This is a genomic window from Streptomyces coffeae (assembly GCF_016741875.1).
GTDB lineage: Bacteria > Actinomycetota > Actinomycetes > Streptomycetales > Streptomycetaceae > Streptomyces > Streptomyces coffeae.
In genome coordinates, this window is record NZ_JAERRF010000037.1 from 35,078 (window position 1) to 51,503 (window position 16,426).

The following is a 16,426-nucleotide window of genomic DNA, read 5'->3' on the forward strand; positions in this document are numbered from 1 at the left end:
CAGCTGGCTAGGCCTCAGCAGCCCAGCAAAATCCGCAGGTCAGACAGCACAATTCTGCTGCAGTACCAGTCGCCTGACCTACTGACACATGCGTCTCAGGCCGCTCGTGAAGACCAAGACCACAGACAAACGTGACGAAAACCGTCGCCCACAGTGTCGGCGACTTCCTTGGCTCAGGTCATTCGTCCCGCGGCGTCCGCATGCCCCGGGCACGCGCAGCCCTCGTCGCCGTGTCGGAGCCGAGGAGGTCGAGGACTTCGCGGGCTCGGGTCGGCTGGATCGAGGAGGCGAGTACGCCCGCGCTGAAGATCGAGTTGATCGCGGTGTCGCCCGGCAGCGGCCCGACGACAACAACGCCTGGCAGGCCCATCAGCTCGCTGTGCTGCTGGAAGGCCAGGTCGGCCTGTCCGGACGACAGCAGGCTGCCGACGGGCACGCCTGGTGCTGCCTGGACGAGTCGGTCCCCGAGCGTGTCGGTGAGATCCAGCCTGTGGATCAGGTCGACGAGCGCCGTCCCGCTCGGGCCTGTGGAGTAGGCGATCTTCCGCGCGGACAGGATGGCGGCTCGCAGGTCGGATTCCGAGCCGAGCGCTGGGACCGATGTTCCCTCCGGCACAGCAGCGACGACCTGGGAGATCCACAGCGGGCGCACCGTACCCGTCAGGAGGTGTCCATCCTTCTCCAGCGCAGCCATCGCTCCATCGGCGAGCACGAGCAGGTCGGCCACAGTGCCCTCTCGCACGCGCCGTTCGGTCTCGACCCCACCGGCGGCTTCGAATCGCACCGGAATCCCGTGAGCGAGCCGGATGCGCTCGGACAGCTCGGCCAGAATCGGCCGGGTCGCCATCGAGGACAGTCCAGAGATCTCTCGGTTCACATAGCCTCCTTGATGTGCGGCAGATGCTACGGCGGGCAGTCGGGCTGCTCAACGCAGGTCTGCGAGACTGGCCGCGTGAGCACAACCCAGATCTCGGCAGCCGGGAAAGTCCTCAAAGTCCTCTCGGCCTTCGACCGTGAGCACCCCTCGCAGACTCTGTCGGAGATCGCTCAGCGTACGGGGCTGGCCCTGAGTACCACGCACAGGGTGGTGGCGGAGCTGGCGAGCTGGGGTGTGCTGGAGCGTGGCGAGGACGGCCCGTGGCATGTCGGGCTGAGGCTCTGGGAGATCGCCTCCGGATGCCCGCGTACCCAGATTCTGCAGGATGTGGCGCTGCCGTTCATGCAGGACCTCTACGAGGTGACCCACGAGAACATCCAGCTCGCCGTACGCGAGGGCACGGAGCTCGTGTTCGTCGAGCGGATCGCCGGGCACCGGTCGGTGGAGCTGCTCACCATGGTCGGGACCCGTTTCCCGATCGCCTCCACCGGGATGGGCCGGGTATTGCTGGCGCACGCACCGCTGGAGATCCAGGAGGAGGTTCTCGACTCGCCGCTGCGGGCCTGGACCCCGCACACCGTCATTGACCCGAAGGCGCTGCGCGCGCAGCTGGACCGTATCCGCCGCGAACAGGTCTTCCTCAGCGACCGGCAGCTGTCGGAGAGCACGGTCGCTGTGGCCGCACCTGTGCGGATCGGCCGGCGGGGTCCTGTCAGCGCCGCTCTGGGGATCGTGATCACGGCGCATGGCGCAAGCCATGCACGCAGGCTGCGGGAGCCGCTCCTGCGGGCCGCGCACGGAATCTCCGACGAGCTCGCCCGGCGTACGCGCACGACTGGCTGAGATCCGGGCAGGCTTCCACCTGACGGAAACGGCAGCGACTGGCCGAGGCCCTGGGTGCCAACGTTCGACGTGTTCGGAACGTTCACAGTTGCCCAGGAGATGCCATGGCTGATGTCGTCGTCGACACCGTTGCCTCGGTTCCAGTCGCTGTCATCGGCGCCGGCCCAGCAGGCCTGATGCTGGCGCACCTGCTGGGGCGCGCAGGGGTCGACACGATCGTGGTCGATACCCGCACCCGACGTGAGATCGAAACGACGCAGCGGGCGGGCATCCTGGAGGCCGACACGGCCCGGGACCTGGTCGAGACCGGCGTCTCCGACCGGATTCTGCGCGAGGGCCACGAGCACGAGGGCGCCGAGCTCCGCTTCGGCGGCCGGCCGCACCGCATCCACTTCAAGGCTCTGGTCGGCGAGTCGGTGTGGCTCTACCCGCAGACCGACGTGTTCACCGATCTGGCCGACGCGCGGGACCGCGACGGCGGCACCGTCCATTTCGGCGTCCGGGACACCGAGGTCCTCGACGTAACAACGAGCGCTCCTCGGGTCCGCTACACCGCGTCCGACGGTTCCCGGCACGAGATCCGCGCGCAGTACGTGGTCGGTGCAGACGGGTCGCGAAGCATGTGCCGCAATCTGGTGCCCGAGGACCGGCGGGTGCGGTACGGCAAGGAGTACTCCTTCGCGTGGTTCGGCATCCTCGCCGAGGCGCCGATGAGCGCGCCCGAGTTGATCTACGCCCACTCCGAGCACGGCTTCGCGCTCATCAGCCGGCGCACCGAGTCCGTGCAGCGGATGTACTTCCAGTGCCGTCCCGACGAGTCGGCCGACGACTGGTCGGACGACCGCATCTGGGAGACCCTCCAGGCCCGGGTGGCCGGCCAGGACGGCTTCCGCCTCAACGAGGGTCCGATCATCGAGAAGACCGTTCTTCGGTTCCGCTCCTTCGTTCAGGAACCGATGCGCTGGGGCTCCATGGCCCTGGCGGGCGACGCCGCGCACACGGTGCCGCCGACCGGCGCCCGCGGGCTCAACCTCGCTCTGCACGACGTGAAGGTCCTGGCCGACGTCCTCCTGCGGGCACTCGGCAGCGCGGGCGAGGCCGCGCTCGACGACTACCAGCCTCGCGCACTGCAGCGGACCTGGCGGGCGCAGAACTTCTCCCACTGGATGACCCAGCTGCTGCACACGGCGCCCGGCGGCTCGCCGTTCGACCTGCGGCGCCAGCTCGGCGAACTCGACAACGTCGTGGGTACGCGCGCCGGACAGACCTATCTCGCCGAGCAGTACACCGGCTGGCCTGTCAGCGCCCTCGGCTGACCCCGACGACCACAGGAGAACAACCCATGATCATCGACTGTCACGGTCACTTCACCACGGCGCCGCCGCAGCTGGCGCGGTGGCGGGACCGCCAGGTGGCGGCGATCGGCGACTCCCCCCAGGACGCACCCGATCCCGACGATCTCGTCATCACGGACGAGGACCTGCGGCAGGCGATCGAGGGCAACCAGCTGCGGCTCATGGACGAGCGCGGCAGCGACCTGACGATCTTCTCCCCGCGGGCCAGTTTCATGGCCCACCACATCGGCGACTTCCAGGTCTCCTCGACCTGGGCGCGGATCTGCAACGAACTGGCCCACCGTGTCAGCACGCTCTACCCCGACCGGTTCGCGATGGGCGCGATGCTGCCGCAGTCCCCCGGCGTCGACCCCGCGACCTGCGTACCCGAGCTGCGCCGCGCGGTCGAGGAGCTGGGCGCGGTCACGGTCAACCTCAACCCCGACCCGTCGGGCGGCCGCTGGACGGCGCCGCCGCTGACCGACCGCAGCTGGTACCCGGTCTACGAGGCGATGGTCGCGTACGACATCCCCGCGATGATCCACGTCAGCACCTCGTGCAACCCGGCCTTCCACACCACCGGCGCGCACTACCTGAACGCCGACACCACGGCGTTCATGCAGCTGATCCAGGGCGACCTGTTCGCCGACTTCCCGACACTGCGGTTCGTGATCCCGCACGGCGGCGGCGCCGTGCCCTACCACTGGGGCCGGTTCCGCGGCCTGGCAATGGCGCTCGGCAAGCCGGACCCGGAGACGCTGCTCGACAACGTCTTCTTCGACACCTGCGTCTACCACCAGCCCGGCATCGACCTGCTGACCCAGGTGATCCCCAGCCGGTCCGTCCTCTTCGCCAGCGAGATGATCGGCGCGGTCCGCGACATCGACCCGCGCACCGGCCACCACTTCGACGACACGAAGCGGTACGTCGACGCCACCCCGCACCTGTCGGACGAGGAGCGTGCCGCCGTCTACTCCGGCAACGCCCTACGCGTCTACCCCCGCCTCGCCACCCGCCTCGCCGCGGCCGGCCGCTGACCCCAGGAGAAGTACGCATGGAACACACCGAGATCGGCGTTGTCCACACGAAGATCGACCGGGCCGACCCGCAGCCCGTCGCGGAGCTGTCGAAGTTCGGCGTCGCCACGATCCACGAGGCCATGGGCCGGGTCGGGCTGATGCGCCCCTACATGCGGCCGGTCTACCCGAAGGCCCGGATGTGCGGCACGGCCGTGACCGTACTGCTCCAGCCCGGCGACAACTGGATGCTGCACGTCGCCGCCGAGCAGATCCAGGACGGCGACGTCCTCGTCGCCGGCTGCACGACCGAGAGCGAGGACGGCTTCTTCGGCGAGCTGCTTGCCACGTCCCTCCGGGCCCGCGGCTGCCGGGGCCTAGTCATCGACGGCGGCGTCCGTGACGTCACCGACCTGGAGAACATGGACTTCCCCGTCTTCTCCCGTGCGGTCAACGCCAAGGGCACCGTCAAGGCCACCCTCGGCTCGGTCAACGTGCCCGTGGTCTGCGCCAACGCTCTCGTGCGCCCCGGCGACGTGGTCATCGCGGACGCCGACGGCGTCGTCGTGCTGCCGCGCGAACGGGCCGCCGAGGTGGCCGCCGCGTCGGCGGCCCGCGAGGCGAACGAGGAGGGCAAGCGCGCGCAGTTCCGCGCGGGCAAGCTCGGCCTGGACCTGTACGGCATGCGCGGCCCGCTGGCCGAGCTCGGACTGCGGTACGAGGACTGACGATGGCGACGAGTTCAGAGAAGGCCCCCAGCTCGACGGGCTTCGAGAAGACCCCCGGCTGGCTGGACTGGTACGCCGGTCCCAGCCGGCCGCAGTTCCGGCTGCCCGAGGGCGCCGTCGACGCGCACTGCCATGTCTTCGGCCCGGGCGAGGAGTTCCCGTACGCCCCCGAGCGCAAGTACACGCCCTGCGACGCCTCCAAGGACCAGCTCTTCGCGCTCCGCAACCACCTCGGCTTCACCCGTAATGTCGTGGTGCAGGCAACCTGTCACGGCGCCGACAACACCGCGATGGTCGACGCGCTGCGGGCCTCCGGCGGCCTGGCCCGGGGCGTGGCGACGCTCCGGCCCGACGTCACCGACGCCGAAGTACGGGAGCTGCACGAAGAGGGCGTCCGCGGAGTGCGGTTCAACTTCGTCAAGCGACTGGTCGACGCAGCGCCGCGGCAGCACCTGTGGGACGTCGTCGAGAAGATCGCGCCGTACGGCTGGCACGTCGTCGTCTACTTCGAGGCGGCCGACCTCGCCGACCTGCGGGACTTCTTCCTCTCCATCCCCGTGCCGCTGGTCATCGACCACATGGGTCGGCCGGACACCGCCAAGGACCCGGAAGGGCCCGACTTCGAGGCGTTCCTCAACTTCATGCGGGCCCGGCCCGACATCTGGTGCAAAGTGACGTGCCCGGAGCGCCTGTCGGTGAGCGGCCCGCCGGCCCTCGACGGGGAGCGCGCAGCATACCGCGACGTCGTCCCCTTCGCCCGGCGGGTGGTCGAGGAGTTCCCCGACCGGGTGCTGTGGGGCACCGACTGGCCGCACCCCAACCTCACCGACCACATGCCCGACGACGGGCTGCTCGTCGGCTTCGTCCCGCACATCGCGCCGACGCCCGAACTCCAGCGCAAGCTCCTCGTCGACAACCCGACGCGCCTGTACTGGCCCGACGCCAACTGACCCCTTCCTCGATTGGAGCCCCAGCATGTCGCTGGACAAGACCTACAAGCTGGTACCGGGGACGACCATCTTCGACTCCGAGCAGTCGGCCAAGGGGTACCACCTTAACCAGTTCTGCATGTCTCTCATGACGGCCGAGAACCGCGCGGCGTACCTCGCCGACGAGCGCGCCTACCTGGACGCGTGGCCGCTGCGGGAGGAGCAGAAGCAGGCCCTGCTCGAACGTGACCTCAACGCGGCGATCCGCGAGGGCGGCAACATCTACTTCCTGGCCAAGTGGGGCGCCACGCTGGGCTTCTCGTTCCAGCAGATGGCCGGTTCGATGACCGGTATGACCGAGGAGGAGTACCGCGCCATGATGGTCGGCGGTGGCCGCTCCGCCGAGGGCAACCGCATCGACCACGCCGTCCTGGAAGCCGCGCACGCCGACCCGAGGCCCCCTGCCGAACGCGCCACGATCACCGGCGCCGTCTTCACCTCTCACGTGCCCGCGATCGGCGCGGCGATGGACCACGGCAAGACCGACGAGCCCTATTGGCAGCCGGTCTTCGACGGGTACGAATACTCCAGGCAGTGGGAGCGGGAAAACGTCCCCGACGTGATCTTCCTGGTCTACAACGACCACGCCAGCACCTTTGACCTCTCCCTCATCCCCACCTTCGTTCTAGGCACCGGCGTTGCCTTCCCGACCGCCGACGAGGGGTACGGGCACCGCCCCGTCCCTGGCATCGAGGGCGACCCCGACCTGGCCGCGCACATCGCGCATTCCCTCATCCGGGACGACTTCGACCTCACCCTCGCCAACGAGATGGCCGTCGACCACGGGCTGACCGTGCCGCTGTCGCTGATGTTCGGCGACGTCGAGAAGTGGCCGTGCAAGGTCATCCCGTTCCACGTCAACGTGGTGCAGTACCCGGTGCCCTCGGGCGCCCGCTGCTTCAGGCTCGGCCAAGCCCTCCGTAAGGCCATCGAGTCGTACGACAGGCCGCTCAAGGTGCAGGTGTGGGGCACCGGCGGCATGAGCCACCAGCTCCAGGGCCCGCGCGCTGGCCTCATCAACCGGGAGTGGGACAACGCCTTCCTCGACAGGCTTATCACCGACCCGGCCGGCTTGGCGCAGGTCCCGCACCTGGAGTACGTGGAGGAAGCCGGCTCGGAGGGCATCGAGCTGGTCATGTGGCTGATCGCCCGCGGCGCGATGAGCGACGTCGACGGCTCGGGCGAGGTCGAGGTCAAGCACCGCTTCTACCATGTGCCCGCGTCCAACACCGCCGTCGGGCACCTGATCCTGGAACCCCCCGCTACCTTCTAGGCGGCCCGATCTTGGGGCTCCCGGCCTTCTGGCCCGGCATGACTATGTCCCCCTGTCGACCATGACCTGGGAGGATGGGGTCACCGGGCCGGGAGGCACCGGTAGATCGCCTGATAGGGGCAAGAGCGCCGGTTTGCTGGCAACGCTCTTCGTAACGTGGTTGCCGGATGTCGGTACCGCGCCTTGGCCGGGAAGAACGAAGCCTCCCAGGAGGAGTGAAGTGATCGACACCCGCGACGTCGCCGTGTTCCTCGGCCTGGACGTCGGCAAGGGCGCAAACCACGCCACCGGCATGACGCCGGACAGCAAGACAGTCCTCGACAAGCCGCTGCCCAACAGCGAGCCGAAGATGCGGGCCGTGCTCGACAAGCCGACGGCGAAGTACGGGAACGTCCTGGTCGTCGTCGACCAGCCCGCCTCGATCGGCGCCCTGCCACTGGCCGTCGCCCGGGACGCGGGCTGCGAGGTCGCTTACCTTCCCGGCCTGACAATGCGGCGGATCGCGGATCTCTACCCCGGCCAGGGCAAGACCGACGCGAGGGACGAAGCGATCATCGCGGATGCCGCCCGCACCATGCTTCACACGCTCCGCTCGACCGAGCTGGACGACGAGACCATCGCCGAACTCCACATGATCGTGGGCTTCGGCGACGACTTCGCCGGTGAGGTCACCCGGGTCGCGAACCGACTGCGGGGCCTGCTCACCCAGATCCACCCGCACCTGGAACGCGTGCTCGGCCCGCGCATCCAGCACCCGGCCGTGCTCACCCTGCTCGAACGCTTCGGCTCGCCCAAGGCGATCCGCACGGCCGGACGGCGCCGGCTGGTGACACTGCTGCGGCCCAAGGCGCTCAGGATGGCCGAGCGCCTGGTCGAGGACATCTTCACCGCGCTTGACGAGCAGACCGTAGTCGTCACGGGCACCGACGCGGCCGCGGTGATCGTGCCCAAACTCGCCAAGAACCTCACCGCACTGCTCGACCAGCGCGAGGAACTCGCCCTGGACATCGAGGAGTTGTTCAAGTCGCACCCTCTTTCCGAGCTCCTGACGTCGATGCCGGGGATAGGCGTCAGGACCGGAGCCAGGATCCTCATCGACGTCGGCGACGGCACCGCCTTCCCCGCTGCAGGCCACCTCGCCGCCTATGCCGGACTCGCCCCGGTGACTCGAAGAGCTGGGTCCTTGATCCGAGGCGAGAGCCCGTCCCGCCGAGGCAACAAGCACTTCAAACGGGCCTTCTTCCTGGCCGCGTTCGCCGCGCTGTCCGATCCGGCCTCCCGGGCCTACTACGAGCGCAAGAAGGCCGAGGGCAAGCGGCACAAGCAGGCTCTGATGTGTCTCGCTCGCCGCCGCGTCGACGTCCTGTTCGCCATGCTCCGCGACGGCATGTTCTTCGAGCCTCAAGCCGTCCCCCAAGCTGCCTGAAACATCACTAATCAACCGACTCGCCTCTTGACGAAGGAGATAGGGGCACCCCCCGGGCCGAAGCGCCCGCCGAGAAGGAGTGACATGACTGACGACCGGACCCTGCGGATCGCCCTGGCCGGCGGCGGCGCCTTCGGCGCCAAGCACGCCGCCGCGCTCAAGCAGATCGATGGCGTCGAGGTAGCCGCCGTCGTGAGCAGCAACCTCGAAAGCGCCCGGAAGTTCGCCGCGGAGCAGGGCGTGGGCCGCGCCGTCGCCTCCCTGGACGAGGTGCTTGCGATGGACGACATCGACGCCGTCATCCTCGCGACCCCCACCCAGATGCACGCCGCGCAGACTCTGGCCTGCCTGGAGGCGGGCAAGCACGTGCAGGTCGAGATCCCGCTCGCTGACTCGCTCGGCGACGCCGAGGCGTGCCTGGCAGCGCAGGAGCGCACCGGGCTCGTCGCGATGGTGGGCCACACCCGCCGCTTCAACCCGAGCCACCAGTGGGTGAAGCAGCGGATCGACGCGGGCGAGTTCACCATCCAGCAGATGGACGTGCAGACGTACTTCTTCCGCCGGCAGAACCTCAACGCGCTCGGCCAGCCCCGCTCCTGGACCGACCACCTCCTGTGGCACCACGCCGCCCATACTGTCGACCTGTTCGCCTACCAGACCGGATCGCCGATCGTGCAGGCCAACGCCGTGCAGGGGCCGATCCACCCCGAGCTGGGCATCGCGATGGACATGTCGATCCAGCTGCGCGCGGCGAACGGCGCCATCTGCACCCTGTCGCTGTCGTTCAACAACGACGGCCCGCTGGGCACGTTCTTCCGCTACATCGGCGACACGGGCACCTACATCGCCCGGTACGACGACCTGTTCACCGGGAAGGAGGAGCCGATCGACGTGAGCGGCGTCGACGTGTCGATGGACGGCATCGAGCTCCAGGACCGCGAGTTCGTCGCCGCGATCCGCGAGGGTCGCGAGCCGAACTCCTCCATCGCCCAGGTCCTTGCCTGCTACCGGACCCTCGCGGCCCTGGAGGAGCAGCTGAACGCGGCCACGGGCTCGTGACCGCGCCGACCTTTACCGGCGCGGGACGGGCCGCCCCGCGCCGGATCGGGCCGTTGGAGGTGCCGGCGGTCGGCCTTGGCTGCATGAACCTGAGCCACGCGTACGGTGTCGCGCCGACTCTGGAGGCCGCCGAGCGCCTGCTCCTGACGGCCGTCGAGGAGGGCGTCACGCACTTCGACACGGCCGCGCTGTACGGCTTCGGCACCAACGAGGAGCTGGTCGGGCGGGTGCTCGCCGGCCACCGGGACCGGATCGTGCTCGCCAGCAAGTGCGGCATGACGGGTGTCGACGGCCGGCGCGTCATCGACGGCCGGCCCGAGACCATCCGGCGCACCGCTGACGAGGCGCTGGCCCGGCTGCGTACCGACGTCATCGACCTCTACTACCTGCACCGCCTCGACCGGGCGGTTCCGGTCGAGGAGAGCGTCGGCGCGATGGCCGAGCTCGTCAAGGCGGGCAAGGTGCGCGCACTCGGCCTGTCGGAGGTGTCCTCCCAGACACTGCGCCGGGCCCACGCCGTGCATCCGATCGCCGCGCTGCAGAACGAGTACAGCCTCTGGTCGCGCGACCCCGAGGAGGGCACCCTGGCGACGACCCGCGAGTTGGGTGTCGCCCTGGTGGCCTTCAGCCCGCTGGCCCGCGGCGTCCTCACCGACGCCCCGCCGGACCCGGAGACCCTGCCGGCCTCCGACATCCGCCGGGGCATGCCCCGCTTCGGCGCCCGTCACTATCCCGCCAACCTGGCCCGGCGTGCCGAGCTGGCGCGGCTCGCGGAGAAGGCCGGCATCAGCCTTCCGCAGCTGGCCCTGGCCTGGGTCGTCTCGCGGGGGCCGCATGTCATCGCCATCCCCGGCACCCGGTCGACGGCCCACCTGCGGGAAAACCTTTCGGTACTCGACGTCGAAGTACCCGGCGAGGTCCTCGACGCGGCCGGGCGGGTGCTGAACGCCGCGACCGTGAACGGCCCCCGCTACAACGAGGCCACCCTCGCGGAGATCGACACCGAGCGCGGCGGGCGGGCAGGCTGAGGCAGGGCCGGGGAAGCTGACCCGCCACCGGTCCAGTCATCCGGCGTCATCGTGCGGCCAAGGCCTGTCGGCCCGAAGGCTATAGGTAGGCCGACAGGCGGATCTCGGCGATGAAAAGAGGGTGGCATCCCTGGATTGACTCCAGGGATGCCACCCTCTTTCTTTGTGTGCCGGTTCAGCTGGCCGTGCCTTCGACTGCCGCCAGGTTCTTCTTGCCCCGGCGCAGCACCAGCCAGCGGCCGTGCAGCAGGTCCCTCTCGGCAGGGATCTCGTCCTCGGCGATGACCTTGACGTTGTTCACGTAGGCGCCACCCTCCTTGACCATGCGGCGGGCGGCGGACTGGCTGGCCGCCCCTTGGTCAACAGGTCGACCACGGACAGGAGTTCACCCACCTGAATGTGCGGTACCTCCGACAGGGCCGCGGTGAGGGTCCGCTCTTCCAGCGCGGCCAGCTCGCCCTGCCCGAACAGGGCCCTGGAGGCGTCAATTACGGCGGCGGTCTGGTCGGCGCCGTGCACCAGCGTCGTCAGCTCCTCCGCCAGTGCCCGCTGTACCGCCCGTTCCTGCGGACGCTCTCGCGTCTGCTGCTCCATCTCCTCCAGCTCCTCGCGGGACTTGAAGGACAGGATCCGCATGTAGGGGGAGACATCTCGGTCGTCCATGTTCAGCCAGAACTGGTAGAACGCGTACGGGGTGGTCATCTCCGGATCGAGCCAGACGGTGCCGCTCTCGGTCTTGCCGAACTTGGTGCCGTCGGCCTTGACCATCAGTGGGGTGTTCAGGGCGTGTGCCTCAACTCCGGGCTCGAGCCTGTGGATCAGGTCCAGTCCTGCTGTGAGGTTGCCCCACTGGTCGCTGCCCCCTGTTGGAGTGTGCATCCGTAGCGGCGATGGAGCTGGAGGAGGTCCATGCCCTGCAGGACCTGGTAGCTGAACTCGGTGAAGCTGATGCCCTGCTCGGACTCCAGGCGTCGGGCGACGGAGTCCTTGGCCAGCATCTTGTTGATGCGGAAGTGTTTGCCGATGTCGCGCAGGAAGTCAATCGCGGAGAGGTTCGCGGTCTAGTCGAGGTTGTTGACCATGACGGCGGCGTTTGTGCCCTCGAAGGACAGGAATGGCTCGATCTGGCGGCGCAGCTTCTCCACCCAGCGGGCGACGGTCTCCGGGGCGTTCAGGGTGCGTACTGCTGTCGGGCGCGGGTCGCCGATCAGGCCGGTGGCGCCTCCGACCAGCGCCAGCGGTCGATGTCCGGCCTGCTGGAGCCGGCGGACGGTGAGGACTTGGACCAAGTGCCCGACGTGCTGTGACGGCGCAGTCGGGTCGAAGCCGCAATAGAACGTGACAGGGCGGTTCGCGAGCACCTTGCGCAGGGCATCCTCGTCGGTGGACAGGGCGAACAGTCCGCGCCACTTCAGCTCGTCGACGATATCCGTCACGGTTCTCGCGTCTCCTCGGTGTTTTTCTCTGGTGCCGCCAGGCCCAGCATCCGGGCCGCGTTCTCCTTGAGGATCAGGGGCTGTACGTCGTCCTTGATCTTCAGGTCGGCAAAGTCGGCCATCCAGCGGTCCGGGGTGAGGACGGGGAAGTCCGATCCGAAGAGCACCTTGTGCCGGAGAAAGCTGTTGGCTGCTCGAACGAGCTGGGGCGGGAAGTACTTCGGTGACCACCCCGACAGGTCGATGTAGACGTTGGCCTTGTGCGTGGCGATGGAGATTGCGGCGTCTTGCCAGGGGACCGAGGGGTGGGCCATGACGATGGTGAGGTCGGGGAAGTCGGCGGCCACGTCGTCGAGCAGCATGGGGTCGGAGTAGCGCAGCTTGATGCCGCGTCCTCCGGGCAGGCCGGCACCGATGCCGGTCTGCCCGGTGTGGAAGAGAGCAGGGACGCCGAGTTCAGCGAGCGCCTCGTAGAGCGGGTAGTAGCGGACGTCATTGGGCTGGAACGCTTGCAGGCTGGGGTGGAACTTGAAGCCGCGGACGCCGTGGTCCGTGACGAGTCGACGGGCGCGTCGGATCGCGGCCTGTCCGGCGTGCGGGTCGACGGATCCGAACGGGATGAGGACGCCGGGGTGTGAGGCTGCTTCGTCGGCGATTTCTTCGCTGGACAGGGCCGGGTGGCCGGTCGCGGAGGTGGCATCGACGGTGAAGACGACTGCTGCCATGCTCCGGGAGCGGTAGTAGTCGGTGATGTGGGAGAGAGTAGGGGTACGGTTCGCGGAAGCCTTGAAGTAGGACGCCGACGCATCTATGAGTTCGTCGTCGAGTGAGTGGCAGCCGTGACTGTCCTGCTCGACGTGGACGTGAACGTCGATCGCGTCCAGGGTGGTGATATCCATGGTCCTCTTTCGTGTGGTGACCTTAGCGTGTTGCCTCGCTGGACGTGCGCTGCGTGGCCAGCGCGGCAAAGGTTTCCAGTGCCGCGGGGTCGGCCAGGGTGTCGCGGCTCGCGACATCGGACGGGGCGGCGCCCAAAAGGATCTTCTTCGCCGGAACCTCGAGCTTCTTGCCAGTACGGTTGCGAGGAACTGCGGGAAGGGTGTGGATGCTGTCGGGCACGTGACGGGGAGAGAGGGCGTTGCGCAGCGCCGTCGTGATCAGCTTCCGTAGGGCGTCATCGAGGTGGGCACCCTCGTGCAGTGCGACGAACAGGAGCAATTCGCCGGGCCCGCTGGCGGAGTCCTCCAAGTGGATCACCAAACTGTCGTCGACTTCGGGGAGCTCCTCGACGACGCGGTAGAACTCTGCGGTACCCAGTCGCACTCCGCCGCGGTTGAGGGTGGCGTCCGAACGTCCAGCCACGGTGCAGCTGCCTGTCGCGGCCGAGAAGCGCACCCAGTCGCCGTGGCGCCACACGCCGGGGTAGGCCGCGAAGTAGGTGCCCCGATAGCGGGAGCCGTCAAGATCGCCCCAGAAGTAGATCGGCATGGAGGGCATGGGCTGGGTGATGACAAGTTCGCCGAGTGCGTCGGTCACCTCGTGGCTGGCCTCGTCGTACGCGGTGGCTGCGACACCCAGGCAGGGACCTGATATGGCTCCGGCCCACACCGGCTGCAGGGGGCTGCCCTGCAGAATGCCCGAGCACACGTCGGTGCCGCCGCTGCCCACGTTGAGCAGCACGTCGGGTCCGAACTGCTCGCGCACCCAGTGGAATCCCTCGGGGGGTAGCGGGCTGCCCGCAGCCCCGATCTGGCGCAGCAGGGACAGGTCGTGATCTGCGGCGGGGGTCAAGCCCTCCTTTCGGCAGGCCATCAGGAATCCCGGGCTGGCGCCCATGAGGGTGGCGCCAGTCTCCTCGGCCAGGCGCCACTGCCAGTCGAGGTCGGGATGGATGGGGTTGCCGTCGATCAGGACGACCGAGGCGCCAATGAGCAGCCCTGAGACCAGGGCGTTCCACATCATCCAGGCTGTGGTGGTGAACCACAGGATGCGGTCGCCCGGGCGCAGGTCCCAGCTCAGGGAGTGATTCTTGAGGTGCTCCAGCAGGATTCCGCCGTGGGAGTGGACGATCGGCTTGGGTTTGCCGGTGGTTCCGGAGGAAAACAGCACCCACAGCGGGTGAGAGAACGGGACTGGCTCGAAGCCGGGTTCGGCGGGACCGGCGAGCAGGTCGTCCCAGGAGACCGTGTCCGGGAGTTCCCCCGGCCCGTAGGGCACGTGGACGGTGTGGCGCAGGGTGGGCAGTGCCGCCCTGATGGCTGCGACCTCATCGCGTCGGTGGATGGCCTTGTTCCCGTAACGGTATCCGGCCGTCGTGAGCAGAATGGTGGGCTCGATCTGCGAGAACCGGTCGATGACGCCGCGGGCGCCGAATTCAGGTGCGCAGCTCGACCAGATGGCTCCCAGGCTGGCGGTGGCCAGGAAGGCCACGAGCGTTTCCGGGATATTCGGCAGGTAGGCCACGACGCGGTCGCCTTGGCCGACGCCGAGTCGGCGCAGGCCGGCGCGGGCGCATGCGACCTGGTGGGCAAGCTGTTCCCAGGTCAGGTCCTTGGGGCCGCGGGTCTGGGAACGGCCCAGTACGGCCAGGTCACCGGGTGTTTTCTCCCCTGAGCGCAGCGCGTGCTCTGCGTAGTTGAGAGTCGCGCCTGGAAACCAGTCGGCGCCGGGCATGTCTCGCCGGCCGAGCACTCGGTCGTAGGGTGTGTGCGCGTGGACGCCGAAGCAGTCCCAGATCGACGTCCAGAAGCCATCAAGGTCTGTGACGGACCAGCGGTGCAGGTCGCGGTAGTCGGTGAAGGTAAGACCCCGGTGTCGTTCCAGCCAGGCAAGGTAGTCACCGACGGCCGTGGTGTGGCGTACGTCGGATGCCGGTGCGCGCAGCATCTCCGGCTCGTTCATGGGGTGTGCTCCTTGTCGGGTGTGGTCGGTCAGGCCGGGTGGCCGGCCTGACCGACCACGGATCAGGCTCCTGTTGCGGCCGGTGGGCTTGGCAGGTTGGGGTCTGCTGGCACGGGGTCCGTCTGCGGAGACTGCGCCGGGGGTGCAGGGTTGCGAAGCTGTCTGATCACGCCGGCGGTCAGGGCTACTGCGGTGGCCAGGCCGCTGAGCGCCAGCGATCTCTGGCTGCCCTCGTCGAAGGCGAGTCCGGCCACGATGCCGAGCAGGACCAGCACGACGAACACGGGCAGATAGGGGAAGCCCCACATCCGCACGGGGAGCTCTTGTGCCGCTGACTTGCTCATGCGGCGGCGGGTCTGGATCTGCGTGAGCGCGATGAAGAGGTAGACGGCGACGCCGATGGTCCCCGAGGACTGCAGCAGGAAGAGGAAGATGGTGTCGGTGGGGAAGAAGTAGTTGGCCACCACGGTGAGGAAGCCGCCGGAGCTCGCGACGAGGACGGCGTTTACGGGAACGCCGCGCTCGGTGACGCGGCCCAGCGTGGCGGGCAGTTCTCCGCGCTGGGCGGCGGCGAACATCATGCGGGAGGACGCGTATATGCCGGAGTTGAGCAGCGACAGCACTGCGGTGAGGACGATGACGTCGACGATCGCGGTCGCGTGCGGGATTCCGATGTGGGCGAGTACGGCGCCGTAGGGTCCGTTAGCGATGCTCTTGTCGTCGGAGGGGAGCAGGGTGACGACTACGGCCACCGATCCGACGTAGAAGGTCATGATCCGGATGATGACGGAGCGCATGGCCCGGCGGACTGCGGCGGCTGGGTGCTTGGCCTCGCCTGCGGCGATGGTCACGCTTTCCGCTCCGAAGAAGGAGAAGAAGACCACCAGGCAGGCCATCCAGACCGGCTGCCAGCCGTGTGGGGTGAAGCCGTGGCCCGTGAGGTTGGCCAGCCCTGGCGCCTGGGTGCCGGGCAGTAGGCCCGCGATGGCCAGGAGGCCGACGGTCAGGAAGGCGCAGATCGCGACGACCTTGATCAGCGCGAACCAGAACTCGAACTCGCCGAAGGCGCGGGCCGAGATGAGGTTGGTGAGGGTGAACGTGATCATGAACACCAGTGCGGCTGCCCACGGTGGCACTGAGGGGAAGAACCCGTGGATGATCGCGGCACCGGCGGTGGCCTCGAAGCCGATCACGACCACCCACGAATAGGTGTAGAGGGAGCTCACCGTGACGCCTGCCCAGGGGCCGAAGGCGCGGGTGGCGTACCTGGCGAAGGAGCCGGAGTCCGGAGAGGCCACGGCCAGTTCCGCGAGCATCCGCATGATCAGGAAGACGACGGCCCCGACGCCTATGTAGGCCAGCAGCACGGCAGGGCCTGCCGCGGAGATAGCTGTACCGCTGCCGACGAACAGGCCGGCGCCGATGACGCCGCCGATGGCGATCATGTTGAGTTGCCGGCCGGACAGTACGGGCTTGAGGGCCCGCGGGGACGAGGGTGAAGGGTTATTGAGCATCT

13 protein-coding genes and 1 pseudogene are annotated in these 16,426 nt (G+C 68.5%); 9 read left to right on the forward strand and 5 right to left on the reverse strand.

Translation table 11 applies throughout. The features are described 5' to 3' along the window. Window positions 1-178: 178 nt before the first annotated feature. Window positions 179-847, reverse strand: coding sequence for a substrate-binding domain-containing protein (locus JK363_RS36675; protein ID WP_215911621.1), 669 nt, complete (start codon window positions 845-847; stop codon window positions 179-181). A gap of 105 nt (window positions 848-952) precedes the next feature. Between JK363_RS36675 and JK363_RS36680 the strand changes: the two genes are divergently transcribed. The 9 genes from JK363_RS36680 to JK363_RS36720 all read left to right on the forward strand — a co-directional run bounded on the left by JK363_RS36680 (window position 953) and on the right by JK363_RS36720 (window position 10,573). Next, window positions 953-1,720 (forward strand): IclR family transcriptional regulator, encoded by a 768-nt coding sequence (locus JK363_RS36680; RefSeq protein WP_201882182.1) that lies wholly within the window; start codon window positions 953-955, stop codon window positions 1,718-1,720. A gap of 104 nt (window positions 1,721-1,824) precedes the next feature. Beyond that, window positions 1,825-3,036 (forward strand): 4-hydroxybenzoate 3-monooxygenase, encoded by a 1,212-nt coding sequence (locus tag JK363_RS36685; RefSeq protein WP_201882184.1) that lies wholly within the window; start codon window positions 1,825-1,827, stop codon window positions 3,034-3,036. Between the two features lie 26 nt (window positions 3,037-3,062). Then, window positions 3,063-4,091, forward strand: a complete 1,029-nt coding sequence (locus JK363_RS36690) for an amidohydrolase family protein (protein ID WP_201882186.1) — start codon at window positions 3,063-3,065, stop codon at window positions 4,089-4,091. 17 nt (window positions 4,092-4,108) lie between these two features. Continuing rightward, the gene (gene ligK, locus JK363_RS36695) at window positions 4,109-4,798 is read left to right on the forward strand and encodes a 4-carboxy-4-hydroxy-2-oxoadipate aldolase/oxaloacetate decarboxylase (protein ID WP_201882188.1); all 690 of its coding nucleotides are present in this window, start codon (window positions 4,109-4,111) and stop codon (window positions 4,796-4,798) included. Between the two features lie 2 nt (window positions 4,799-4,800). Beyond that, on the forward strand, window positions 4,801-5,748 hold the full coding sequence (locus tag JK363_RS36700; RefSeq protein ID WP_201882190.1) for an amidohydrolase family protein: 948 nt from the start codon (window positions 4,801-4,803) through the stop codon (window positions 5,746-5,748). 25 nt (window positions 5,749-5,773) lie between these two features. Continuing rightward, the gene (gene ligA / locus JK363_RS36705; protein WP_201882192.1) at window positions 5,774-7,060 is read left to right on the forward strand and encodes a protocatechuate 4,5-dioxygenase subunit alpha; all 1,287 of its coding nucleotides are present in this window, start codon (window positions 5,774-5,776) and stop codon (window positions 7,058-7,060) included. Between the two features lie 220 nt (window positions 7,061-7,280). After that, on the forward strand, window positions 7,281-8,486 hold the full coding sequence (locus tag JK363_RS36710) for an IS110 family RNA-guided transposase (protein ID WP_372444924.1): 1,206 nt from the start codon (window positions 7,281-7,283) through the stop codon (window positions 8,484-8,486). A gap of 84 nt (window positions 8,487-8,570) precedes the next feature. Then, on the forward strand, window positions 8,571-9,545 hold the full coding sequence (locus JK363_RS36715; RefSeq protein WP_201882194.1) for a Gfo/Idh/MocA family oxidoreductase: 975 nt from the start codon (window positions 8,571-8,573) through the stop codon (window positions 9,543-9,545). 59 nt (window positions 9,546-9,604) lie between these two features. Continuing rightward, on the forward strand, window positions 9,605-10,573 hold the full coding sequence (locus tag JK363_RS36720; RefSeq protein WP_307822015.1) for an aldo/keto reductase: 969 nt from the start codon (window positions 9,605-9,607) through the stop codon (window positions 10,571-10,573). 175 nt (window positions 10,574-10,748) lie between these two features. On the opposite strand, the pseudogene tyrS reads toward JK363_RS36720, so the two are convergent. From tyrS to JK363_RS36740, 4 genes and pseudogenes are all read right to left on the reverse strand, one after another. After that, a pseudogene (gene tyrS, locus JK363_RS36725) lies at window positions 10,749-12,009 on the reverse strand (tyrosine--tRNA ligase). After that, window positions 12,006-12,908: an amidohydrolase family protein gene (locus tag JK363_RS36730; protein WP_201882199.1), complete on the reverse strand. Its 903-nt coding sequence runs from the start codon at window positions 12,906-12,908 to the stop codon at window positions 12,006-12,008. The pseudogene tyrS and the gene JK363_RS36730 overlap by 4 nt, the downstream one beginning before the upstream one ends. Before the next feature lie 22 nt (window positions 12,909-12,930). Then, window positions 12,931-14,910: an acetoacetate--CoA ligase gene (locus tag JK363_RS36735; RefSeq protein WP_201882201.1), complete on the reverse strand. Its 1,980-nt coding sequence runs from the start codon at window positions 14,908-14,910 to the stop codon at window positions 12,931-12,933. A gap of 62 nt (window positions 14,911-14,972) precedes the next feature. Continuing rightward, a complete protein-coding gene (locus JK363_RS36740; RefSeq protein WP_201882203.1) occupies window positions 14,973-16,424 on the reverse strand; it encodes an amino acid permease in 1,452 nt (483 codons plus the stop codon). Window positions 16,425-16,426: the final 2 nt, after the last annotated feature.